At 61.6% G+C, this 23,673-nt stretch carries 21 protein-coding genes; 13 read left to right on the forward strand and 8 right to left on the reverse strand.

Translation table 11 applies throughout. The annotated features are described in order from the left end of the window. Window positions 1-130: 130 nt before the first annotated feature. Window positions 131-1,051: a MurR/RpiR family transcriptional regulator gene (locus FBY02_RS07065; RefSeq protein WP_144925187.1), complete on the forward strand. Its 921-nt coding sequence runs from the start codon at window positions 131-133 to the stop codon at window positions 1,049-1,051. 204 nt (window positions 1,052-1,255) lie between these two features. Here the strand turns inward: FBY02_RS07065 and hcnC are convergent, their stop codons facing one another. The 3 genes from hcnC to hcnA are packed head-to-tail and all read right to left on the reverse strand — an operon-like array spanning window position 1,256 to window position 4,255. After that, window positions 1,256-2,533 (reverse strand): cyanide-forming glycine dehydrogenase subunit HcnC, encoded by a 1,278-nt coding sequence (gene hcnC / locus FBY02_RS07070; RefSeq protein ID WP_144925191.1) that lies wholly within the window; start codon window positions 2,531-2,533, stop codon window positions 1,256-1,258. After that, window positions 2,526-3,935 carry a cyanide-forming glycine dehydrogenase subunit HcnB gene (gene hcnB, locus FBY02_RS07075; protein WP_144925194.1) on the reverse strand — a complete coding sequence of 470 codons (1,410 nt, stop codon included), beginning with the start codon at window positions 3,933-3,935 and terminating at the stop codon, window positions 2,526-2,528. Before hcnB ends, hcnC begins: the two co-directional genes overlap by 8 nt. Continuing rightward, entirely contained in the window at window positions 3,932-4,255 is a 324-nt protein-coding gene (gene hcnA / locus FBY02_RS07080) for a cyanide-forming glycine dehydrogenase subunit HcnA (protein ID WP_144925197.1), read from the reverse strand. Before hcnA ends, hcnB begins: the two co-directional genes overlap by 4 nt. A 295-nt stretch (window positions 4,256-4,550) precedes the next feature. Between hcnA and FBY02_RS07085 the strand changes: the two genes are divergently transcribed. Both FBY02_RS07085 and FBY02_RS07090 read left to right on the forward strand, forming a co-directional pair. After that, window positions 4,551-5,234, forward strand: coding sequence for a response regulator transcription factor (locus FBY02_RS07085; RefSeq protein ID WP_047700891.1), 684 nt, complete (start codon window positions 4,551-4,553; stop codon window positions 5,232-5,234). After that, window positions 5,212-6,597, forward strand: coding sequence for a HAMP domain-containing sensor histidine kinase (locus FBY02_RS07090; RefSeq protein ID WP_144925200.1), 1,386 nt, complete (start codon window positions 5,212-5,214; stop codon window positions 6,595-6,597). Before FBY02_RS07085 ends, FBY02_RS07090 begins: the two co-directional genes overlap by 23 nt. A 61-nt stretch (window positions 6,598-6,658) precedes the next feature. On the opposite strand, the gene FBY02_RS07095 is transcribed toward FBY02_RS07090, so the two are convergent. The 4 genes from FBY02_RS07095 to FBY02_RS07115 all read right to left on the reverse strand — a co-directional run bounded on the left by FBY02_RS07095 (window position 6,659) and on the right by FBY02_RS07115 (window position 11,654). Next, window positions 6,659-6,910 (reverse strand): DUF1652 domain-containing protein, encoded by a 252-nt coding sequence (locus FBY02_RS07095; protein ID WP_144925203.1) that lies wholly within the window; start codon window positions 6,908-6,910, stop codon window positions 6,659-6,661. A 243-nt stretch (window positions 6,911-7,153) separates the two neighbouring features. Further along, window positions 7,154-8,638, reverse strand: a complete 1,485-nt coding sequence (locus tag FBY02_RS07100) for a helix-turn-helix transcriptional regulator (RefSeq protein ID WP_144925206.1) — start codon at window positions 8,636-8,638, stop codon at window positions 7,154-7,156. A 96-nt stretch (window positions 8,639-8,734) separates the two neighbouring features. Then, complete coding sequence (locus FBY02_RS07105; protein ID WP_144925209.1) at window positions 8,735-10,018, reverse strand: Zn-dependent hydrolase; 1,284 nt, start codon at window positions 10,016-10,018, stop codon at window positions 8,735-8,737. A 151-nt stretch (window positions 10,019-10,169) separates the two neighbouring features. Continuing rightward, window positions 10,170-11,654 (reverse strand): NCS1 family nucleobase:cation symporter-1, encoded by a 1,485-nt coding sequence (locus FBY02_RS07115; protein ID WP_144925215.1) that lies wholly within the window; start codon window positions 11,652-11,654, stop codon window positions 10,170-10,172. On the opposite strand from FBY02_RS07115, the gene FBY02_RS07120 reads away from it, so the two are divergent. The 4 genes from FBY02_RS07120 to preA all read left to right on the forward strand — a co-directional run bounded on the left by FBY02_RS07120 (window position 11,653) and on the right by preA (window position 16,298). Further along, a complete protein-coding gene (locus FBY02_RS07120; protein ID WP_144925218.1) occupies window positions 11,653-11,859 on the forward strand; it encodes a hypothetical protein in 207 nt (68 codons plus the stop codon). The two genes, FBY02_RS07115 and FBY02_RS07120, sit on opposite strands and share 2 nt — an antisense overlap. Before the next feature lie 174 nt (window positions 11,860-12,033). Beyond that, complete coding sequence (gene hydA, locus FBY02_RS07125; protein WP_144925221.1) at window positions 12,034-13,473, forward strand: dihydropyrimidinase; 1,440 nt, start codon at window positions 12,034-12,036, stop codon at window positions 13,471-13,473. Window positions 13,474-13,655: 182 nt separating this feature from the next. Further along, window positions 13,656-15,023, forward strand: coding sequence for an NAD(P)-dependent oxidoreductase (locus tag FBY02_RS07130; RefSeq protein WP_144925224.1), 1,368 nt, complete (start codon window positions 13,656-13,658; stop codon window positions 15,021-15,023). Next, on the forward strand, window positions 15,024-16,298 hold the full coding sequence (gene preA, locus FBY02_RS07135; RefSeq protein WP_144925227.1) for an NAD-dependent dihydropyrimidine dehydrogenase subunit PreA: 1,275 nt from the start codon (window positions 15,024-15,026) through the stop codon (window positions 16,296-16,298). Window positions 16,299-16,412: 114 nt separating this feature from the next. Here preA and FBY02_RS07140 read toward each other — a convergent pair whose 3' ends face one another. Further along, window positions 16,413-17,033: a TetR/AcrR family transcriptional regulator gene (locus tag FBY02_RS07140; RefSeq protein WP_144925230.1), complete on the reverse strand. Its 621-nt coding sequence runs from the start codon at window positions 17,031-17,033 to the stop codon at window positions 16,413-16,415. Window positions 17,034-17,591: 558 nt separating this feature from the next. Here FBY02_RS07140 and FBY02_RS07145 point away from each other — a divergent pair. The 6 genes from FBY02_RS07145 to FBY02_RS07170 all read left to right on the forward strand — a co-directional run bounded on the left by FBY02_RS07145 (window position 17,592) and on the right by FBY02_RS07170 (window position 23,645). Further along, a complete protein-coding gene (locus FBY02_RS07145; RefSeq protein ID WP_256662482.1) occupies window positions 17,592-18,821 on the forward strand; it encodes an OprD family porin in 1,230 nt (409 codons plus the stop codon). A 145-nt stretch (window positions 18,822-18,966) separates the two neighbouring features. Next, complete coding sequence (locus FBY02_RS07150; RefSeq protein WP_144925236.1) at window positions 18,967-19,788, forward strand: NAD(P)-dependent oxidoreductase; 822 nt, start codon at window positions 18,967-18,969, stop codon at window positions 19,786-19,788. 42 nt (window positions 19,789-19,830) lie between these two features. Continuing rightward, window positions 19,831-20,736 (forward strand): SMP-30/gluconolactonase/LRE family protein, encoded by a 906-nt coding sequence (locus FBY02_RS07155; protein ID WP_144925238.1) that lies wholly within the window; start codon window positions 19,831-19,833, stop codon window positions 20,734-20,736. Between the two features lie 56 nt (window positions 20,737-20,792). Continuing rightward, window positions 20,793-21,761: a TRAP transporter substrate-binding protein gene (locus tag FBY02_RS07160; protein WP_144925241.1), complete on the forward strand. Its 969-nt coding sequence runs from the start codon at window positions 20,793-20,795 to the stop codon at window positions 21,759-21,761. 76 nt (window positions 21,762-21,837) lie between these two features. After that, the gene (locus FBY02_RS07165; RefSeq protein WP_144925244.1) at window positions 21,838-22,365 is read left to right on the forward strand and encodes a TRAP transporter small permease; all 528 of its coding nucleotides are present in this window, start codon (window positions 21,838-21,840) and stop codon (window positions 22,363-22,365) included. Beyond that, on the forward strand, window positions 22,365-23,645 hold the full coding sequence (locus FBY02_RS07170) for a TRAP transporter large permease (RefSeq protein WP_144925246.1): 1,281 nt from the start codon (window positions 22,365-22,367) through the stop codon (window positions 23,643-23,645). The genes FBY02_RS07165 and FBY02_RS07170 overlap by 1 nt, the downstream gene beginning before the upstream one ends. Window positions 23,646-23,673 lie beyond the last annotated feature (28 nt).

The following is a 23,673-nucleotide window of genomic DNA, read 5'->3' on the forward strand; positions in this document are numbered from 1 at the left end:
GTCATGGATTGCGACGTTACCCGTCATGATTTTCCCTGCGCCTACGCTGTAGACTGCGAGCAGCCAACTTATTGTCGAGGGCCGGTCTTTCAGCGGACGGCTCTATAAGAACAAGCCAGAAGGATTATCTATGACCCGCCCCGATCTGCCGGCGCCATCCGAGCGCGCGTCCGAGGCCGCCCTCGCCAGCCCTCCGATCAATGCCGAGCGTCTGTTGCAACTGATTACCGATGAATATGAAAGCCTGCCGCGCCAGCTCAAGCGCATTGCCAGCTACATGAGCCAGCAAAGCGACCGGATCATGGTCGATCGCATCAGCGACATCGCCCGCGAGTGCGAAGTGCATCCCTCGGCCATCGTGCGCTTCTCCCAACGGTTCGGCTTCAGCGGGTTCAGCGAAATGCAGGCCTTGTTCCGCGAGGCCTATACCCACAAGACCACGCCGGTGCAGAACTATCAGCAACGCATTCGCAGCATGATCGCCAACAAGTCGCAGAAAGCCAGCGGCGGCGACCTGGCACGCGAGTGCATCAACGCCACGCTGTCGGGCATCGAACGACTGGGGCTGGAATTGGACGACCAGGCGTTCGACAAGGCCGTCGACCTGGTGGTCAATGCCGACAATATCTATGTGGTGGGCGTGCGACGCTCCTTCGCCGTGGCCGATTACCTGGTCTATAACCTGCAACACACCAACAAACGCATCCATCTGGTGTCCGGCCTGGGGGGCAGTTATCGCGAGCAGATGCGCAGTGTCCGGGCCAATGATCTGGTGATTGCCATCAGCTTCACGCCCTATGGCAAGGAAACCCAGCACTGCCTGCGCATCGCCCAGCATCACCAGGCCAAGACGCTGATCATCACCGACAGTAACCTGTCGCCCCTGGCAAAACGCGCCAACACCATACTGCTGGTGAACGAAGGCAGCTCCTTCGCCTTCCGCTCGCTGAGCGCCACCCTGTGCCTGTGCCAGGCTCTGTTCATTGCCGTGGCCTATCGGCTGGAGCTCAAGGTGGATGAGATTCATGAACAGGTGGGGTTCGAGGATTAACGCTCAACACCATTCCCACAGGGTCCTGAGGTGATCGCAGACTTGGCGTTCACTGCAAATCCCCTGTGGGAGCGGGCTTGCTCGCGAAGGCGGAGTGTCAGCAAAACATCTGTTGACTGACACTCCGCCTTCGCGAGCAAGCCCGCTCCCACAAAGTCCGCGCGCGGCTGCAACTGTGTGTTCACCCGACAGGGTTCTACTGTCTCAGGCCAGCTCAACATCCTTCGGCTCAGCAACCCTCGTCGTCACCTCGAAGCGATCCGCCAGGAACGGTGTGATATCCAACGGCAGCGGCTCGTTGTTCACCAGCCTGTCCAGCAGCACCCCGGTGATGGCCGAGGTCAGGATGCCGGTGCGGAAATGTCCGCAAGCATTCAGATACCCTTCCACCCCTCGCATCGGCCCCAGGATCGGCAATTCATCGGGAGAGCCCGGACGCAGGCCGGCCCAGGTTCGCTTGAGATTGATGTCGGCCAGTTGCGGGATGCACCGCATCGCCCCTTGCACCAGCCCCTCGATCTCCGGGTAGGTGGTGGTCACGTCAAAGCCTTTGTTTTCCGTGGTGCTACCAATGAGGATTTCACCATTGTCTTTCTGCGCCACGTAGCAGTCGCTGGTGGTCAGGCAGCCGTTGAGAAGCTTCGGCATGCGCTCGGTCAGCAGGATCTGCCCCTTGACCGGCTTGACCGGAATCCGCACGCCGGTGGCCTGCTCGCTCAGGTCGGCCGCCCAGGCACCGCTGGCATTGATCAGGGTCCGGCAGTTGAAGGTGCCGGCCTCGGCGGTGTCTACTCCCGTCACCCGCGCCCCGCTGCGTAGCACCTCGGTAACGTGGGTGTTGAAATACAGGTCGACACCATTCTGCCGGGCACCTTCGGTGTAGGCGTCGGCCAGTCGGAACGGGCTGACCTGGTGATCGCACAGGAACTCCAATGCACCCCGAGCCTCGTGGCTGACGCTGGGCTCGGCCTCGCGCAGGGCGGTCTGGTCAAGCCAGCGCACCTGATCGGCCAGGTGAGGAATGCAGGCGACGATGTGCTCGGCATACAAGCGATCCTCGTCGTCGTAGATCACGAACTTGAGCCCGGTTTCCTCGAATTTGATATCCATGCCATGGTTGTCCAGCAACTCCCGGTGCAATTGGGGGTACATCGCGTTGGACTGCAAGGCAAAGTCGAAGAACGACTGGGGCAGGATATGCGGCGTGCTGGCATCTACTGCCACGGCGGCGCCCTGGGTCTGGCGCTTGCGGTTGGCCGACATCATGCGAAAGAAGATCACCCCACAGCCCAACCCCACCGACTCGCCGATGGCCCACAGGCCGCCGGCCGAAGCGCGGGTCGCGTTGCCGGGGCGCTTGGCGTCGATCAGGGCGACTCTCAAGTGCTTGCGCTTGGACAATTGGTAGGCACAGGAAGCGCCGATCACGCCGCCACCGGCGATGACCACATCGTAATCCCTGATTTCTGGATGCTTAATCATGGCGGGCGGCCTCCATGCCAACATTGCGGAACGCTGAAAACGGTATCGGATCGATCGGAAAGCGTGGCCGTAGCCAGCCGACGTCGGCGCGCCCAGTGGCCTCGCGCAGGCGGTCGCTGCAATACCCGACGCACATCCGCCCCTGGCAATCGCCCATGCTCACCCGGGTGCGCATCTTCAGGCTGGCGATGTCCTGCACGCCCTGTTCAATGGCCCGGTCGATGTCCGCGCGGGTGGCGTGCTCACAGCGGCAGATCACCGTATCGGCCGTCGGCAGCGCGGTTAGTCCGGCTCCGCGCCGGGTGTAGCGGTCCACGGCTGCACGGAAGCGGAGGATCCGGTCCAACTTCGCCTGATATTGCCCCCGGCGTTCGAGGGCGGCATGGGAGTCCAGCACATTGCATTGCATCAGCACCGACAGCGCAGCGATGCGCCCGCTCAGCATGGCCGCTTCACCGCCGCGAATCCCGCCCATGTCACCGGCCAGGTGGATGTGCGCCTCGCTGCTTTGCTGCCAGGCATCAGACACTGCACGCAGATAGCCATCGTCGCTGAAACCATGCTCCAGGCCCATCTGCTGGCTCAACTGGGTGCGCGGTATGAAACCGTAGCCGACCGCCAACGTCTGGGCCGGCACCTGTTCGGCACGTTCGAGGTCGGGTTTCCAGTCGCTGGAATATGGTGCAACGGTGACCATGTCCAATTCGCCCTCGCCATGGGCCTGCACCACGCCCCAGCCATAACGCACGGGTATGCGATGACGCTTGAGGTAGGCCAGCATGCTCAGGCCATCGAGGAAAAGCTGCGGCTTGTTCAGCAACGCCAGGCTTTGCTTGGCAATCGTGCCGAATGCGCAGGCTTCATAGACACCGGCCACGGCCACGCCCGCGGCATGCAACTGACACGCCACCAGCGGCAGCAACGGACCGGTACCGGCAATCACCACCGGGCTCGGTGGCCTGACCACCCCGCTCTTGATCTGCAGTTGCAGGCCTCCCAGCAGCATCACCCCGGGCAGCGTCCAGCCGGGGAAAGGCACGCTGCGCTCATGACAACCGGCCGCCAGGACCAGGTGGGAATAGGCGACCTCGCAGACACGCTCCTCGGCATCCAGCAGCATCAGCGCCCGCAGCCCCTCGGCCCCGACGACGCGGTGGTTGAACCGGACGTCGATCAGCCCGGCGTGTCGGTCGAACTCGCCGTGGAGTTTTTCCAGGGCTTCGCTGTAGCGCGGTCCCAGGTAGTCGAGGCTGATGCCATCACGCAACGGCCCGCGATACACCACGCCACCCAGACGCGGCGCCTCTTCAAGCAACGTGCAGCGCAGCCCATGGGCCGCCAGCTCGATGGCGGCTGCCATACCGGCCGGCCCACCGCCGACGATCACCGGAGCGAGGTTCATGGCGCCTCCGTTTCGACGATGCGGTTGGTCCGGGTTTCGATCTGCATACCGGGGCGTACCTGGGTCTGACAGGCGCGGCGCTTGTAACGACCGTCGATCCTGACCAGGCAGCATTGGCACACGCCCATGCCGCAGTAGGCGCCGCTGATCTGGCCATGATCGTTGCGGGCGACCTGGCGCTGCCCCTGGGACTGGATAACGGTCAGGACGGTTTCGCCCCGGGCGGCATTGACGATCCGCCCGTCCAGGTGCACCGTCATGTCGGGCCGGGTCAAGGGTTGGATATCGAATTTTTGGCGTAGAAGGTCTTGAGGCTGCATGATGCGGCTCTTCCTTGATGTGAATGCTTTATCGAAGACCGGTGAGGTCTCGGCTCCTTGCAGCACACCATCACCGGTTAGCGTCGGTACCCGACGGCGACAGCGCGCCAAGGCAGGGCAACGGACGCAACATAATGGTGCGCACTCGATTCATGTTAGGGATTATTTGTGACCAAGTGTTGATCCAGGCCAGTGAAACCACTTGCCCGTCCATGAACTTTTTTTCAGAAAGCCGACAGGATTTCTTTGGCAGAATGCTGCGCAATGGCATCAATTTCTCAACCCGGTACCGCCCATGAACCGCATCCTGACCATCGAAGACGACGCCGTGACCGCCCGTGAGATCGTCGCCGAACTGACCCGTAACGGCCTGAACGTCGACTGGGTCGATAACGGCCGCGAAGGCCTGGAACGAGCAGTGAGCGGCGACTACGACCTGATTACCCTCGACCGCATGCTGCCCGAGCTCGACGGCCTGGTGATCGTCACTACCCTGCGCACCATGGGCGTGGCGACGCCGATCCTGATGATCAGCGCCCTTTCCGATGTGGATGAGCGCGTACGCGGCCTGCGGGCCGGCGGTGACGATTACCTGACCAAACCGTTCGCCACCGATGAAATGGCCGCCCGGGTCGAGGTGCTGCTGCGGCGCAATAATGGCGCCCGGGAACCGGAAACCATCCTGCGGGTGGCCGATCTGGAACTGGATCTGATCAGCCGTGAGGCCAGTCGCAACGGGCAACTGCTCAGCCTGCTGCCCACCGAATACAAATTGCTGGAATTCCTGATGCGCAACAGCGGACAGATTCTTTCGCGCATGATGATTTTCGAGGAAGTCTGGGGCTATCACTTCGACCCCGGCACCAACCTGATCGACGTCCATATCGGTCGCCTGCGCAAGAAAATCGATCCGCCAGGCCTGGAACCGCTGATTCGCACCGTGCGGGGTTCGGGCTATGTCATTGCTGAACCCCGCTAAGGGCTGGCGCTCTTCCAGCAGCCGCCTGCTGGCGCTGTACAGTGCGCTGTTCGTGCTCTGGAGCGCGATTTTGATGGGGGTCATGTACTACGAGGTGTTCGGCTACCTCGACAGCCTGGCCAAACACTCCCTGATGCAGCGCCAGCACCTGTTCGCCCGCATCCACGGCGATCAACTGGAAGATGCGCTCATGGCCAGCCTGACCCTGGACGATCGCGGCGTCGACGCCTATGGCCTGTTCGATCCACAGTTGCGCCACCTGAGCGGGCCGATCCAGCGGATTCCCGCCGACCTGCCGCTGGACGGCAAAATCCACATATTGAGCGATTGTGTCGACTACGACGATCCGGGCGTGCCCTCCGACAGTTGCGACGCCGTGGCTAACCGGACCCAGGACGGACGCTGGCTGGTGCTGGCGCGGGACAACGGCTCGCTCTTCGCAGTGACCCGTATCATTCTCCACGCGCTGTTATGGGGTGTATCGCTGACCATCCTGCCGGGGATTGCCGGCTGGCATCTCTTGCGCCGCCGACCGTTGCAACGCATCCGCAAACTGCAGGCCAGTGCCGAGGCCATCGTCGCCGGCGACCTGACCCATCGCCTGCCGCTGTCGAGCCGGCGGGATGAACTGGACATGCTGGCGGCGATCGTCAATGCCATGCTCGATCGCATCGAACGCCTGATGAACGAGGTCAAGGGCGTGTGCGACAACATTGCCCATGACCTGCGCACACCGCTGACGCGCCTGCGCGCCCAGCTCTATCGTATCCAGCAGCAAGCCGCGGATGGATCCCCCGAAGCCTTGCAGATGGATCAGGTGCTAGCCGAGACCGATACGCTGATGGCGCGGTTCCGAGGCTTGCTGCGGATCTCCGAGCTGGAAGACCAGCAGCGTCGCTCGGGCTTCGTGCGCGTCGACCCGCTGCAGTTGCTACAGGAACTGCATGATTTCTATCTGCCCCTGGCCGAGGAAGGCGAACTGATCTTCAGCCTCGAAGTGCCCGAGACCCTGCCTTTGCTCAACGGCGACCGGGCCCTGCTGTTCGAAGCGGTGTCGAATCTGCTGAGCAACTCCATCAAGTTCACCCCGGCGGGAGGCAAGGTGACCCTGCGCGGTATCGATCAGGGCGACAGCACCCGCATCGAGGTGCTCGACTCCGGCCCCGGCATTCCGGAACCGGAGCGCAAGGCCGTGTTCCGCCGCTTCTATCGAGCCGAGGGCAGCAGCCACCATGGCGGGTTTGGCCTGGGCCTGTCGATCGTCGCAGCGATTGTCAACTTGCACGGGTTCACACTGGAGGTAGGCAGCAGCGAATACGGCGGTGCGCGGTTGGCACTCGATTGTCGGGCGACGCTGCTGTAAGAATTACCTGTGGCGAGGGAGCTTGCTCCCTCGCCACAAAAATGGACTAGCCACAACTGGATCAGCCAGCGGGATCGGTGCGATGCCCAGGGGTTTTCTGCAGCTCATACCGCAATTCATCGATCAGCTTCGCCAGGCTTTCTTCGGAGCGAACGCTGTCAAGGTTCAAGCCACTCACTACCAGGTCCACCTCCCCACTTTCGCGGCGATAGAGACGGACGGTCAGGGTGCCGTCACCGTTGAGGCTGCATTCGCAGGACAGCGGCGAGAAACTTTCTTCGAGTCGGGCGCGCAGGGGGGCTAACTGGGTCATGGACGGCACCCTCAACGCAAGCAACACAAGGGAGTGGCATACAACACCGGGCTCTTGGTTCCAGCAGACATCCTGTCGATGGCACGTTGGCTTCGATCACTACACATTACGGCGTATTCCTTGACTGTTTCGTAGGGACGCGGCACCGTTGTTGAAAGTGCCGCACCCTCACATCCTAAGCAGCCACCTGCCCGCCAGATACCCGAATTTGCACTAACCCTTCCGGTGCATTTGCACTGGCTATCATGGTGCCTTCATGTTCCAGTCATTCCCGAACAGACCGCGCTCCCGGGCCCAGACAATGGCCTCGCTGCGGCTGTGGACGTCCAGCTTCGAATACAGCGTAGCAACGTGATTTCGCACGGTATTGGGCGCCAGTTTCAAACGTGCGGCGATCTCCTTGTCTGCCAGGCCCTGGCAAATGAGTCCCAGCACATCACGTTCACGGGCGGTCAGTTCGGTGTAGGAGGTACTGGGCAGTTGCGTGTTGATGCTCTTCACGTTGGCCAGCTTCTCTATCAGCGTACGGCTGAACCAGGACGCATCCTTCATCACCTCCTCGATCGCCGCCACCAGTTCCAGTTGCGAGCGCTTGCGTTCGGTAATGTTCACCAGGACCAATAGATAACAAGGCTGGTCCTGGATGATCACGGTGTCGGCCGCCACCTCGCAGTCGATCATTTCGCCGCCCTTCTTGCGGACCTTGACGTCGACATTGGACACCGTCGCGGTCTTCTCCAGACGGGCAAACAACGTGGCACTGGCGTCCTTGTCGAGAAAGCCGATTTCCGCCACCGTCCTGCCAAACAGTTCTTCACTGGCGTACCCGGTGGTTTCGAGAAAGGCGTCGTTGATTTCCAGCAGCAGTTGCTCGGCGCTGCACACCAGGGTGGGCACGGGGGACAGGCGAAACGACTTGGCAAAGCGCTCCTCGCTCTGGCGCAGCGCCGTTTCGGCCTTGCGTCGCGGCTCCATGTCCATGAAGGAAAACAGCATGCAATCTTCGTCGTGCAAGTCCAGTGGCTGGCCGGCGACGATCACTTGCTTGCTCGTGCCCTCCGGCAACTTCAACTCGGCCTGCATCTGCGGAATGGTCGCGCCCTGCCCCAGGCGCTCGATGGCCAGCTCACGGCGCTCGGCGGCCTCCAGCACGTCCAGCTCATAGACCGAACGGCCGATCACCTGCTCACGGCTGTAGCCGGTCATCTCCAGGAAGCCCTGGTTGACCTTGATGTAGCGCAGGTCGCTGAGGCGGCAGATCACCGCCGGCGCCGGGTTGGCGGCGAAGGTTTTCTCGAACCGCTGTTCGGCGCTGGCCCACTCCGTGGCGTCGCTGAGAATCAGCACCAGCAAGGTCGGTTCGTCGTTGCGATCGGTCAGCACCATGCTGCGGATGCGGTGGACCCAGGTGCGATCCGGATCAGCCACCGGGGTGACCTCCACCAGCACATCACTGAACTCATCGCCACGGGCGACCCGGGCGATGGGGTAGCTGTCCTCCGTCAATGGATGGTTGTTGCGATAACGCAAATGGAAGCGCCGGGCGTACTCCCGGGCATTGGCGCCCAGTTCCGCGAGGCTCCTGACCCCATGCATGTTCAGCACGGCCTGGTTGGCCCAGGCAATGGTCTGGTCGATTTCGATCAACATCACCCCGTCCGACAGTCCGGCGATGATTTGCAGCAATTGACGACGATTGGTCTCCGTGGTCGGGACGTCCTGGCTCATTGGGTCTCCATAGGTCAGAAGCGCATGGAGGTTACGACCGTCCGTGGTCGCCGTGCGTTCCCTTGCAGGCGATGGCGAAACCGCCGCCCCACTCGTTCAAGCCGCCATGCGTCCCTCGGCGATGGCCTGGGACGCGGCCAGCATTGCCCGCAGCAGCACCGCGCAACCGGCGGCAAGGTCGTCGGGGGCGGCGTTTTCAATCTCGTTGTGGCTGATCCCGCCTTCACAGGGCACGAAAATCATGCCGGCCGGGCCCAGTTCGGCGAGGAAAATCGCGTCATGGCCGGCGCCGCTGACGATGTCCATATGGGACAGGCCCAGACCCTGGGCGGCACCGCGGACGGCGTCGACACAACCCCGGTCGAAGTACAGCGGCGGGAAGTCGGCGGTGGGGGTCAATTCATAGGTCAGGCCGTGTTGCCGGCAGGTGTCGTCGATGACCTGCTTGACCTCGGCGATCATCGAGTCCAACCGCGCCGGTTCCAGGTGACGGAAATCCAGGGTCATGCGCACCTCGCCCGGGATGACGTTTCGCGAGCCCGGGTAGGCCTGCAGGCAACCGACGGTGCCGCAGGCGTGGGGTTGATGGCCCAGGGCCGCGCGGTTGACGGCGCCGACGATGATCGATGCGCCAACCAGGGCGTCCTTACGCAGGTGCATCGGGGTCGGACCGGCATGAGCCTCAACCCCCCGCAGCGAGAGGTCGAACCACTTCTGCCCCAGGGCGCCCATGACGATGCCGATGGTCTTGTGTTCATCTTCCAGAATCGGGCCCTGTTCGATGTGCGCCTCGAAATATGCGCCCACGGGATGACCGGTGACCTGACGCGGACCGGCATAGCCGATGGCATTCAGCGCCTGCCCCACGGTAATGCCTTCGGCGTCGACCTTGGCGAGGGTTTCTTCGAGGGTGAATTTCTCCGCGAACACCCCCGACCCCATCATGCACGGCGCGAAGCGCGAGCCTTCTTCGTTGGTCCACACCACCACTTCCAGCGGCGCTTCGGTTTCGATGTTCAGGTCATTAAGGGTGCGCAGCACCTCCAGCCCGGACAACACGCCAAAGCAACCATCGAATTTGCCACCGGTGGGCTGGGTGTCGATGTGGCTGCCGGTCATCACCGGCGGCAGGATCGGATTGCGCCCCGGACGACGGGCGAAAATATTGCCCACCCCATCGATGCTGACGGTGCAGCCGGCCGCCTCGGCCCACTGCACGAACAAGTCCCGGGCCTGGCGATCGAGGTCGGTCAAGGCTAGCCGACATACACCGCCCTTGACCGTGGCGCCCAAGCGGGCCAGGTCCATGAGTGACTGCCAGAGGCGGTCACGGTTGATGTGTTGGTGGGTGGATTGCAGGACGTCGACGGGGGCGTTCATGGAGATCTCCTTCAAAACATTTATCTCGCGTGTAATGCGATCCAGCGTGGGAGCGGGCTTGCTCGCGGAGGCGGTGTGTCAGTCGATATTGATGTTGACTGGCAGATTGCATTCGCGAGCAAGCCCGCTCCCACAGGGCCGCATACATCCCTTATTGCAGCGGTGACTTGACGACAGCTGGGCTGGCGCCTTGCAACACGCACAACCCGTAATAAATCACCCCACCCAGCGCCGAGCCGGTGAACCAGCCGTAGCTGTAGAACCAGTTGAACGCATCGCTGCCCAAGGACAGCAGCGTCAAGGCCACCGGCACGCCGAAGGCGATGAAACCGTTCCAGTTCCACGCCGGGTAAACGTCGTCGCGGTACAACCCGGCCAGGTCCAGTTGTTGTTTCTTGATCAGGAAGTAATCCACCACCATGATCCCGGCAATCGGCCCCAGCAGGCTCGAATAACCCAGCAGCCAATTGGAATACACCGACTCGAGGCTGACGTCGGAGATGATCCAGCCGAGTTTCTTCAGCAGTTCGTGGGCCATCAGCGCCAATCCCACCAGCCCGGTCAGCATCACCGCCTTGGAGCGGCCGATCAGCTTGGGCGCGAGGTTCTGGAAGTCATTGGTGGGCGAGACGATGTTGGCGGCGGTGTTGGTCGAGAGCGTGGCGACGATAATCAGCACCATGGCCAGCGCCACCCACAACGGGCTCTGGATATGCCCGATCAAAGTCACCGGGTCGGAGACGGTCACGCCCACCAGTTTTTCCGAGGCGGCGGTCATGACCACGCCGAGGGAGGCGAACAGGAACATGGTCAGCGGCAAGCCGATGATCTGTCCCACGATCTGGTCCTTCTGGCTCCTGGCATAACGGCTGAAGTCCGGAATGTTCAACGACAGGGTTGCCCAGAAACCGACCATGGCCGTCAGCCCCGCCAGGAAATAGCCGGTCACGCCAGCCCCCTCGGGCCGTTTGGCCGGGACCGCCATCAGTTCGGTCAGGGAGACATTGGGCAAGGCCCATACCAGCAGACCGGCCCCCACCAGCACCAGCAGCGGCGCAGACAGGGTTTCCAGCCACTTGATCGATTCGGCGCCGCGCAGCACCACCCACAGGTTCATCACCCAGAACATCATGAAGCCGAGTACCTCGCCCGTGCCCCCCAGGCTCTTCCAGCCCTCGAACACCGAACCGAGAAACAGGTGGATCGCCAGCCCGCCGAACATCGTCTGGATCCCGAACCAGCCGCACGCCACCAGGGCGCGGATCAGGCAAGGGACGTTAGAACCGATGACCCCGAAGGACGAGCGCAACAGCACCGGGAACGGAATGCCGTATTGGGTTCCGGCAAAGGCGTTCAGGGTCAGCGGAATCAATACGATGATGTTGGCAAACAGAATCGCCAGCAGCGCCTCGCCCACCGTCAGGCCGAAATAGGCAGTGAGTACGCCGCCGAGGGTATAGGTCGGCACGCAGATCGCCATGCCGACCCACAGGGCAGTGATGTGCCATTTGTTCCAGGTTCGCTCATGCACCTTGGTCGGTGCGATGTCGTGGTTGTAACGGGGGCTCTCGAGCACGTCGCTGCCGGCTTCAAGCTCAAACAACCCGTCGCGCTCGGTCACAGTTGATCTGGTCATGTCCGCTCCACTGTTTTCATTATTTTTGTTCATCGACGGGGCGATGGCCGGAGGACTTGCAGTAAGGCACGCGTACTACCACGGCTCAACGGCAGTCAAGCCGCTGATTTGCCGTAACAAATCTCGCTCAAATAACGATCCTGTCAAGCTCGTCAAAATGACCTGGAAGCGCAAAATCCTGCGTTTTTTTGTATTTAATCGTTAGTTTTCAATCAATTATTTAAAAAACCGACTTATCGAAAATAATCTTGCTCATTTCAATATCTCCAACTAGCGTCTAATCCTGACAGCAGTGACAGGAACACCCTCTCGCTGCACACCTTGATCGATACAACATCAAGAACCGACATCAGTCGGTCATGCCTGCGAGGAACTCGGAATGTCTCTGTTGATCCGTGGCGCCACCGTGATTACCCATGATGAAAGTTACCGCGCCGATGTGTTCTGTGCCGACGGCATGATCAAGGCCATCGGCGAAAACCTGGATGTTCCGGCCGCGGCCGAAGTGCTCGACGGCAGCGGTCAATACCTGATGCCCGGTGGCATCGATCCCCATACCCACATGCAGTTGCCATTCATGGGCACAGTGGCCAGCGAAGACTTCTTCAGCGGTACAGCCGCAGGCCTGGCCGGCGGGACCACATCGATCATCGACTTCGTGATTCCCAATCCCCAGCAGTCGCTGATGGAAGCTTTTCACCAATGGCGCGGCTGGGCCGAGAAAAGTGCCAGCGACTACGGTTTCCACGTCGCAATCACTTGGTGGAACGAGCAGGTCCGTGAAGAAATGGCCGAGCTGGTCAACCACCACGGCGTGAACAGCTTCAAGCATTTCATGGCCTACAAGAATGCGATCATGGCTGCCGACGACACGCTGGTGGCGAGCTTCGAACGCTGCCTGGAGCTGGGCGCGGTGCCCACCGTGCACGCCGAGAACGGCGAACTGGTCTACCACCTGCAACGCAAGCTGTTGGCCCAGGGCATCACCGGACCCGAAGCCCACCCGCTGTCACGGCCCTCGCAGGTGGAAGGCGAAGCCGCAAGCCGGGCCATCCGCATTGCCGAGACACTGGGCACGCCGTTGTACCTGGTGCACGTTTCCACCAAGGAGGCATTGGACGAAATCACCTATGCCCGCAGCAAAGGCCAACCGGTCTACGGTGAAGTGCTGGCCGGGCACCTGCTGCTAGACGACAGCGTTTATCGCCACCCCGACTGGCAGACCGCCGCCGGTTTCGTGATGAGCCCGCCCTTCCGTCCTCGCGGACATCAAGAGGCACTGTGGCACGGCTTGCAATCGGGCAACCTGCACACCACCGCCACCGACCATTGCTGTTTCTGCGCGGAACAGAAAGCCGCTGGTCGTGAGGACTTCAGCAAGATTCCCAACGGCACCGCCGGTATCGAAGACCGCATGGCCGTGCTCTGGGACGAAGGGGTCAACAGCGGCAAATTGTCGATGCAGGATTTCGTCGCCCTCACCTCCACCAACACCGCGAAAATCTTCAACCTCTACCCACGCAAGGGGGCGATCCGCGTCGGCGCCGACGCCGACCTGGTGCTCTGGGATCCCCAAGGCAGCCGCACGATTTCGGCCAAGACCCATCATCAGCAGGTGGATTTCAACATCTTCGAAGGCAAGACCGTGTGCGGCGTGCCCAGCCATACCATCAGCCAGGGTCGGCTGGTGTGGGCCGACGGTGACCTGCGGGCCGAGCGCGGTGCCGGGCGCTATGTCGAACGACCGGCATATCCGGCGGTGTTCGATCTGCTGAGCAAGCGGGCTGAGTGGAATAAGCCAACCGCCGTGAAACGCTGACATCCAGGCCTGCGGCCTTCGCGAGCAAGCCCGCTCCCACATTGGATCTGGGATAGACGCAGATATGTGGTGTGCCGCAAATCCCTTGTGGGAGCGGGCTTGCCCGCGAAGGCGTCAGTCCAGACACCGAAAAAACCACTGCCCACCAGAGGCAGCACCTCAAACACCGTGAGGCCCATTCCATGATCCAGCCCTTGAGTCACCTTCCCCATTCCCAGGAAGACCCGGCCACCCTCGCCGCCCGCTTCAGCGACCTGGCGCCACCGCTCAACGCCAGGCAAGCGCATCTGGAAGCGTCCCGATGCCTGTATTGCTACGACGCCCCATGCGTAAACGCTTGCCCGAGCGAAATCGATATTCCTTCGTTCATTCGCAACATCCACCAGGACAACGTCCAAGGCGCGGCCCAGAAAATCCTCTCGGCCAACATCCTCGGCGGCAGTTGCGCCCGGGTCTGCCCCACAGAGGTCCTGTGCCAGCAAGCCTGCGTGCGCAACAACGCCCACGAATGCGCGCCGGTGTTGATTGGCTCGCTGCAACGCTACGCGGTGGACAACGCCCGCTTCAGTGAACACCCGTTCAAACGGGCTGCCGCCACCGGCAAGCGCATCGCCGTGGTCGGTGCCGGCCCGGCGGGCCTGTCCTGCGCTCACCGCAGTGCGATGCACGGCCATGACGTGGTGATTTTCGAGGCTCGGGACAAAGCCGGTGGCCTCAACGAATACGGGATCGCCAAGTACAAGCTGGTGGACGATTACGCCCAGCGCGAGCTGGACTTCCTGCTGGAGATCGGCGGCATCGAAATCCGCCACGGCCAGAAGCTGGGGGAAAACCTCAGCCTGAGCGACTTGCACCAACAGTTCGATGCGGTGTTCCTCGGCCTCGGCCTGGCCGCCAGCAAACAATTGGGCCTGAGCGATGAGCAAGCGCCGGGGCTGCTGGCCGCCACCGAGTACATCCGTGAACTGCGCCAGGCCGACGACCTCAGCCAGTTGCCGCTGGCCGATCGTTGCATCGTGCTCGGAGCCGGCAACACCGCCATCGACATGGCCGTGCAGATGGCTCGCCTCGGCGCCCGGGACGTCAGCCTGGTCTACCGTCGTGGCCTTGAAGACATGGGGGCCACCTTGCATGAGCAAGACATCGCCAAGGCCAATCAGGTACGTCTGCTGACCTGGGCCCAACCGCAACAGGTATTGCTCGACGACGCCGGGCATGTGCGGGGCATGCGCTTTTCCCGTACCCATCTTGAAAACGGTCGACTGGTCATCGGTGCCGAGACCTTCGACCTGGCCGCCGACGCCGTTTTCAAAGCCATCGGCCAAGCCTTCGATGACAACGCGCTGGTGGACCCACTGGCCCGGGAACTCAAGCGCCAGGACGGGCGGATCCTGGTGGACGAACACCTGCGCACCAGCATTCCCGATGTCTATGCCGGCGGCGATTGCACCAGCCTGGACCAGGACCTCACCGTGCAGGCGGTGCAGCACGGTAAACTCGCCGCCGAGGCGATCAACGCTCAACTGATGTTCAACGTGGAGGCTGCGTAAATGGCCGATCTGTCGATTGTCTTCGCCGGCATCAAAGCCCCCAACCCGTTCTGGCTGGCCTCCGCGCCGCCCACCGACAAGGCCTACAACGTCGTCCGCGCCTTCAAGGCCGGCTGGGGTGGCGTGGTCTGGAAAACCCTCGGTGAGGATCCGGCAGCCGTGAATGTGTCCTCGCGTTATTCGGCCCACTACGGTGCCAATCGCGAGGTCTTGGGCATCAACAACATCGAGCTGATCACCGACCGTTCCCTGGAGATCAACCTGCGGGAAATCACCCAGGTGAAAAAGGACTGGCCGGACCGGGCCTTGATCGTGTCGCTGATGGTGCCCTGTGTCGAAGCCTCCTGGAAAAACATCCTGCCCCTGGTGGAAGCCACCGGCGCCGATGGCATCGAGCTGAACTTCGGCTGCCCCCACGGCATGCCGGAACGGGGCATGGGCGCGGCGGTCGGCCAAGTGCCGGAGTACGTCGAACAGGTGACCCGCTGGTGCAAGACCTATTGCTCGTTGCCGGTGATCGTCAAGCTCACGCCGAACATCACCGACATCCGCGTCGCCGCCCGGGCCGCCCATCGCGGTGGCGCGGACGCGGTGTCGCTGATCAACACCATCAACTCCATCACCAGCGTCGACCTGGAGCGCATGGTCGCCCTGCCCAGCGTCGGCAGCCAGAGCACCCATGGCGGTTACTGCGGTTCGGCGGTCAAGCCCATCGCGCTGAACATGGTCGCCGAAATCGCTCGCGACCCGCAGACCCAGGGCTTGCCGATCTGCGGCATCGGCGGCATCGGCAGTTGGCGCGACGCGGCGGAATTCATCGCCCTGGGCAGCGGCGCGGTGCAGGTGTGCACGGCGGCGATGCTGCACGGTTTTCGCATCGTGGACGAGATGAAGGACGGCCTGTCGCGGTGGATGGACGAGCACGGCCACGCCAACCTCCAGGCGTTCTCCGGTCGCGCGGTGGGCAACACCACCGATTGGAAATACCTGGACATCAACTACCAGGTCATCGCCAGGATCGACCCGGAAGCCTGCATCGGATGCGGTCGCTGCCACATCGCCTGCGAAGACACCTCACACCAGGCCATTGCCAGCCTCAAGCAGGCGGACGGCACGCGTAAATATGAAGTGATTGATGAGGAATGCGTGGGCTGCAACCTGTGCCAGATCACCTGCCCGGTGCAGGATTGCATCGAGATGGTGCCGGTGGAAACGGGCAAGCCATTTCTGGACTGGGACCATGATCCGCGTAATCCCTATCATGTAGCCGTTTGAGAGCTGCGGTGCCTGGACTGGCGCCATCGCGAGCAGGCTCGCTCCCACAGGGGATCGCATTTCCAATGTGGGAGCGAGCCTGCGCGCGATGGCATCATCAGCCCTACCACAACACTAAGGCTCCAACCCGATCCCCCGCAAAATCACCCCGGTCACCGTCTGCACTGCCCGTTCGAATTGCATGTCGGACAGCGGCTGGTGGTCATTGAGAATATTGATCTGGTGGTCGAAGTCGGCGTAGTGCTGGGTCGAAGCCCAGATCATGTAGAGCAGGCTCGAGGGCTCCACCGGGAGGATGCGTTTGTCCTCCACCCACTGGCGGATCTTTGCTTCCTTCATCTTGGCCCATTCATAGAGGCTGGCGTCCAGCGCCTGGCCCAGGGTCGGGGCACCATGGATGATTTCGTTGGCCCAGACCTTGGAGCCATAGGGTCGGCTGCGGGAGTGGTTCATCTTGGCGCGGATGTAGCTGCTGAGCACCACCCGCGGGTCGTCGAACATTTCGAAGCACAAGGCATCCTGTTTCCACACCTCCAGCAGATCGAACAGCACGGCGCTGTACAGTTCGCTTTTGGTGCTGAAGTAGTAATGCAGGTTGGAACGCGGCAATTGCACTTCGGCGGCGATGTCGGCCATGGCGGTGCTGCCGAAGCCTTTCTCGGCAAAGACCTTCTCGGCGGCCAACAGGATTTTCTCAACGTTACTGCGACGAATCTCGATCTTGTGATTGCCCATGAGGGCTCCCTGGCAACAGCGTTGCTCAAGACTAGCATCCGCCCACTGTTGAAAACACTGGGGGCTCGTTCCCCATTTGACCGTGCATGTTCAGGCGGATGTACACAATGCCCCTGTGGCGAGGGAACTTGCTCCCTCGCCACAGGGGGTGGTGGTGAGTCGGCTAGCGTTTCCCTAAATCCCCTCGCCACAAGAGACCGCACCGTCAATTAGATCGCGGGCATTCGACTAATGTCTTAGACCAGTCATCGCACAACCAATCACCCTACCCACTATCCTCAAACCACAGATCTGCCCCGGCGCTACGCCTGCGATCTTGACCTCGCCCAGCAACAGCCATTGAAACGCCTCATCTTGAAGCACAGCCGAGTTGGACAATTCCGATAATGGCCAGTTGACAATGAGCAGCCGCTTCCAAATAATCCCCCCATGTTGTACGACGACGTATGACAAGAATAAAAAAAACAAAAAAGTAGGAGCGTCATAGTGAGCACACGTGTCCGTTTTTCGCCCGATCACCGTCCAAACCGCCGTACCCTTCTCAACGCCAGCCCCGCCCTGGTCCTGCTCGGTTGCAGCAGCCTCGCCGCGTTTCTGCCAACGGCCGCCAGTGCCGAAGGCTTCGTCGATGATGCCAAGGCCACGCTGAACCTGCGCAACGCCTATTTCAACCGCAACTTCACCAACCCGAACAACGCCCAGGGCAAGGCCGAGGAATGGACCCAGAGTTTCATCCTCGACGCCAAGTCCGGTTTCACCCAGGGCCCGGTGGGGTTCGGCATGGACGTGTTGGGCCTGTACTCGATCAAGCTCGATGGCGGTAAAGGCACCGCCGGCACCCAGCTGCTGCCGGTGCATGACGACGGTCGTCCGGCCGACGACTTCGGCCGTTTGGGCGTGGCCCTGAAGGCCAAGGTGTCGAAGACCGAATTGAAGGTCGGTGAATGGATGCCGGTGCTGCCGATCTTGCGTTCCGACGACGGCCGCTCCCTGCCGCAAACCTTCCGCGGCGGCCAGGTGACCTCCACCGAGATCAGCGGCCTGAGCCTCTACGGCGGTCAGTTCCGCGGCAACAGCCCGCGCAACGATGCGAGCATGGAAGACATGTTCATGAACGGCCGCCCGGCCTTCACCTCCGACCGCTTCAACTTCGGCGGCGGCGAATATGCCTTCAACGACAAACGCACCCAGGTCGGCGTCTGGTACGCGGAACTGAGCGACATCTACCAGCAACAGTATTTCAACCTGACCCACAGCCAGCCCATCGGCGACTGGACCCTGGGCGCCAACCTCGGTTACTTCACCGGCAAGGAAAACGGCAGTGCCCTGGCCGGCGACCTGGACAACAAAACCGCGTTCGCCATGCTCTCGGCCAAGTACGGTGGCAACACCTTCTACGTCGGCCTGCAGAAACTCAGCGGCGACGATGCCTGGATGCGCGTCAACGGCACCAGCGGCGGCACCCTGGCCAACGACAGCTATAACTCCAGCTACGACAACGCCAAGGAAAAATCCTGGCAACTGCGCCACGACTTCAACTTCGCCGCCGTCGGCGTGCCGGGCCTGACGTTGATGAACCGCTACATCAGCGGTGACAACGTGCACACCGCCACGGTGGACGATGGCAAGGAATGGGGTCGCGAGACCGAACTGGCCTACACCGTGCAGAGCGGCGCGTTGAAGAGCCTCAACGTGAAATGGCGTAACTCGACGATGCGCCGGGACTTCAGCACCAACGAGTTCGATGAGAACCGTATTTTCATCAGCTACCCGATCAGTTTGTTGTAAGGCGGTTGGGTGAGTCTGCTGGTGAGGGAGCTGCTGGGTCGGCGCCTTCGCGAGCAGACTCGCCCCCACAAGGAAAGGTCACCCTTTGCCCGCGGTCATATGGCCTATACAACGGATATCACTCATTGTTTGCTCAGGTAATGCCATGACTACGACACCGATTCGCCACCCCCTCAATCGCCTGCTGCTGACCGGCGCCGCCGGCGGCCTGGGCAAAGTCCTGCGCGAGCGCCTCAAGCCTTTCGCCCGTCATATCCGGCTTTCGGACATCGCCAACATGGCCCCGGCCATCGATGAAAGCGAAGAAGTGGTGCCGTGCGACCTGTCTGATAAGCACGCCGTGCACCAACTGGTGGAAGGTGTCGATGCCATCCTGCACTTCGGGGGTGTTTCGGTGGAGCGCCCGTTCGAAGAAATCCTGGGCGCCAACATCAGTGGCGTGTTCCACATCTATGAAGCCGCCCGCAAGCACGGTGTCAAGCGGGTGATCTTCGCCAGTTCCAACCACGTCATCGGCTTCTACAAGCAGGACGAGGCCCTCGACGCCCTCTCCCCGCGTCGCCCGGATGGCTACTACGGCCTGTCCAAGTCCTACGGCGAAGACGTCGCCAGTTTCTACTTCGATCGCTACGGCATCGAGACCGTGAGCATCCGCATCGGTTCGTCGTTCGCCGAGCCACAGAACCGCCGGATGATGAGCACCTGGCTGAGTTTCGACGACCTCACTCAACTGATCGAATGCTCGCTCTACACGCCAAAGGTCGGCCACACCGTGGTCTACGGCGTGTCCGCCAACCGCGACGTCTGGTGGGACAACATCCACGCCGCGCACCTGGGTTACCAACCCAAGGACACTTCCGAGATTTTCCGCGACAAGATCGAAGCCCAGCCAATGCCGGCCGCCGATGACCCGGCCAGGATCTACCAGGGCGGTGCGTTCGTCGCAGCCGGCCCGTTCGACGACTGATTGGCCTGTTTCCATGGGATACGAACGTACAAAGGAATCACCATGCAAGCCGAATTGATTGTCGATGCGCGCAACGCCGTCGGGGAGAGCCCGGTATGGGTCCCCGAGGAAAACGCCCTGTATTGGGTGAACATCCCCAGCGGCGGCCTGCAACGCTGGAATGCCAGCAGCGGAAAAGTCCAAGGCTGGGAAGCTCCCGAAATGCTTGCCTGCATTGCCCGTCACCAGGACGGCGGCTGGGTCGCGGGCATGGAAAGCGGTTTCTTCCGCCTGCATCCCCATGACGACGGCAGCCTGGACAGCGAACTCTGTGCGAGCGTCGAGCACAGCCGCGTCGACATGCGCCTCAACGATGGCCGTTGCGACCGCCAGGGCCGCTTCTGGGCCGGCAGCATGGTGCTGAACATGGCCGCCAACGTCGATGAAGGCCGGATGTACCGGTATGAAGCCGGGCAGCGCAGCCCGGTCGAGGCGCAACTGAGCGGTTTCATCGTGCCCAATGGCCTGGGCTTCAGCCCGGATGGGCGGACAATGTACCTCTCCGACTCACACCCGTTGATCCAGCAGATCTGGGCTTTCGATTACGACATCGACAGTGGTACGCCGTCCAACCGGCGTCTGTTCGTCGACATGCTGCCCCTGGCCGGTCGCCCGGACGGCGCGGCGGTAGACGCCGATGGTTGCTACTGGATCTGCGCCAACGACGCCGGCCTGATCCACCGTTTTACCCCGGATGGCCGACTGGATCGTTCGCTGGCCGTACCGGTGAAGAAACCGACGATGTGCGCCTTTGGCGGCAGCCGTCTGGACACCCTGTTCGTCACCTCAATCCGCCCCGGCGATGACAACGACCCGCAATCCCTGGCCGGTGGCGTGTTCGCCCTTCACCCCGGCGTCAAGGGTCTGGCTGAACCTGCCTTCGGAGGACGGAAACACTCCGCGAACTGATCTGCTTTGCCGCTTCACATCGATAGACATAAAAACAACAACACTGGAGATTGAACATGAATTTCAAACGCACACTTTTGATCGCCGCTTTGCCCCTGGCCTTCCTGGCGCAGGCGGCTCATGCCCTCGATATCAAGATCGCCGACATCCACCCCAAAGGCTACCCGACCGTGGTCGCCGAGGAGTCCATGGGTAAAACCCTGGAAAAGGAGAGCAACGGCGAGCTGAAGTTCAAGTATTTCCCAGGTGGCGTACTGGGTTCTGAAAAAGAAGTCATCGAACAGATGCAAGCCGGCGCGATCCAGATGTCTCGCGTGAGTTTGGGCATCGTCGGCCCTGTGGTGCCGGACGTGAACGTCTTCAACATGCCGTTCATCTTCCGCGACCAGGCGCACATGCGCGCCGTCATCGACGGTGAAGTGGGCGATGCGATCCTCGACCGGATCACCAACTCCGAGTTTGGACTGGTGGCCCTGGCCTGGATGGACGGCGGCACGCGCAACCTCTACACCAAGAAACCGGTGCGCAAGCTCGAAGACCTCAAGGGCATGAAGATTCGTGTCCAGGGCAACCCGATGTTCATCGACACCATCAATGCCATGGGCGGCAACGGCATCGCCATGGACACCGGCGAGATCTTCAGCGCCCTGCAGACCGGCGTGATAGATGGCGCGGAAAACAACCCGCCGACCATGCTCGAACATAACCACTACCAGAACGCCAAGTTCTATAGTCTGACCGGTCACCTGATCCTGCCCGAGCCGATCGTGATGTCGAAAATCACCTGGAACAAGCTCACGCCGCAGCAACAGGACATGGTGAAAAAAGCCGCCAAGGCGGCCCAGGCCGAAGAGCGCGAGCTGTGGGACAAGAAGTCCGCCGCCAGTGAAGAAAAACTCAAGGCAGCTGGCGTCGAGTTCATCACCGTCGACAAGAAACCTTTCTACGACGCCACCGCACCGATCCGGGCCAAATACGGCGCGCCATATGCCGATCTGATCAAGCGTATCGAAGCGGTCCAGTAACCCCTCTCGATCTGTACTCATGAAAAGGCTGGGCGCGCCTGCGGTTAAAAGGCGCGCCCGGTTACGGTGGAACCCGATGAAGAATTCACTGCTGCGTATCAACGACACGATTTACATGACTTGCATCTGGGTGGCCGGCCTTTCTGTCCTTGCCGTTGCGCTGATGATTCCGTGGGGGGTGTTTGCCCGCTACGTACTCGGTACCGGTTCAAGCTGGCCAGAGCCCACCGCCATCCTGCTGATGATCGTATTTACCTTCATCGGTGCCGCCGCCAGCTACCGCTCCGGCTCGCACATGGCCGTGGACATGGTCACCAGCCGGCTGCCCCCGCGCTGGCAAACCCTGGCTTCGGTTTTCACCCAGCTCTTGATGGCTGCGGTGTGCATTTTCATGACCATCTGGGGCACCAAGCTGTGCATGACCACCTGGAATCAATTCATGAGCGCCATCCCCACCCTGCGCGTCGGCATCACCTACATGCCGATCCCGATCGGCGGTTTCCTGACCCTGATTTTCGTCCTGGAAAAACTCTTGCTAGGTGATCAAAGCCAGCGTCGGGTCGTGCAGTTCGACCTGGTTGAAGAAAACGAAGGTGCCGCTTAATGGACGCTCTGATTCTGCTGGGCAGTTTTTTGTTGTTGATCCTGATCGGCATGCCGGTCGCCTACGCGCTGGGCGCTGCCGCCCTGATCGGTGCGTGGTGGATCGATATTCCGTTCCAGGCCATGATGATTCAGATAACGGGCGGCGTGAACAAGTTCTCGTTGTTGGCCATCCCCTTCTTCGTTCTGGCCGGTGCGATCATGGCCGAGGGGGGCATGTCCCGCCGCCTGGTGGCATTCGCCAGCGTGTTGGTAGGCTTCGTGCGCGGTGGTCTGTCATTGGTCAACCTCGTGGCCTCGAGTTTTTTTGGCGCGATCTCCGGTTCCTCGGTAGCCGATACCGCTTCGGTCGGTTCGGTGCTGATCCCGGAAATGGAACGCCGCGGCTATCCGCGTGAGTTCGCCACCGCTGTCACCGTCAGTGGTTCGGTGCAAGCGCTGCTCACGCCGCCAAGCCACAACGCGGTGCTGTACTCCCTCGCCGCTGGCGGCACCGTTTCCATCGGATCGCTGTTCATGGCGGGCATCGTCCCCGGCATCATGATGAACCTCTGCTTGATGGCGCTGTGTCTGGTCTTTGCGAGGAAGCGCAATTACCCCAAGGGCGAGGTGATTCCGCTCAAGCAAGCGTTGAAGATCTGCAAGGAAGCCATGTGGGGCATGATGACCCTGTTCATCATCCTCGGCGGCATTCTCTCGGGCGTTTTCACCGCCACCGAATCGGCCGCCATTGCGGTGGTGTGGGCATTCTTCGTGACCATGTGCATCTATCGCGACTACAAGTGGAGCGAGTTGCCGAAACTGATGCACCGTACGGTACGCACCATCTCCATCGTGATGATCCTGATCGGCTTCGCCGCCAGCTTCGGCTACATCATGACGCTGATGGAAATCCCGGCAAAGATCACCACTGCGTTCCTGACGCTGTCGGACAACCGCTACGTGATCCTGATGTGCATCAACGTGATGTTGCTGCTGCTGGGCACCGTGATGGACATGGCGCCGCTGATCCTGATCCTGACGCCGATCCTGATGCCGGTGATCGTGGGCATTGGTGTGGACCCGGTGCAGTTCGGCATGATCATGCTGGTGAACCTGGGGATCGGCCTGATTACCCCACCGGTGGGCGCAGTGCTGTTCGTCGGCTCGGCCATTGGCAAGGTCAGTATCGAAAGCACCGTCAAGGCCCTGCTGCCGTTCTACGCCATGTTGTTCCTGGTGCTGCTGCTGGTGACTTACGTCCCGGCCATTTCGCTCTGGTTGCCGCATCTGGTGTTGTAACTCGAAGCACATCCCCTTTGCGGCGAGG

The sequence above is a fragment of the Pseudomonas sp. SJZ078 genome, from assembly GCF_007828255.1.
Classification (GTDB): domain Bacteria; phylum Pseudomonadota; class Gammaproteobacteria; order Pseudomonadales; family Pseudomonadaceae; genus Aquipseudomonas.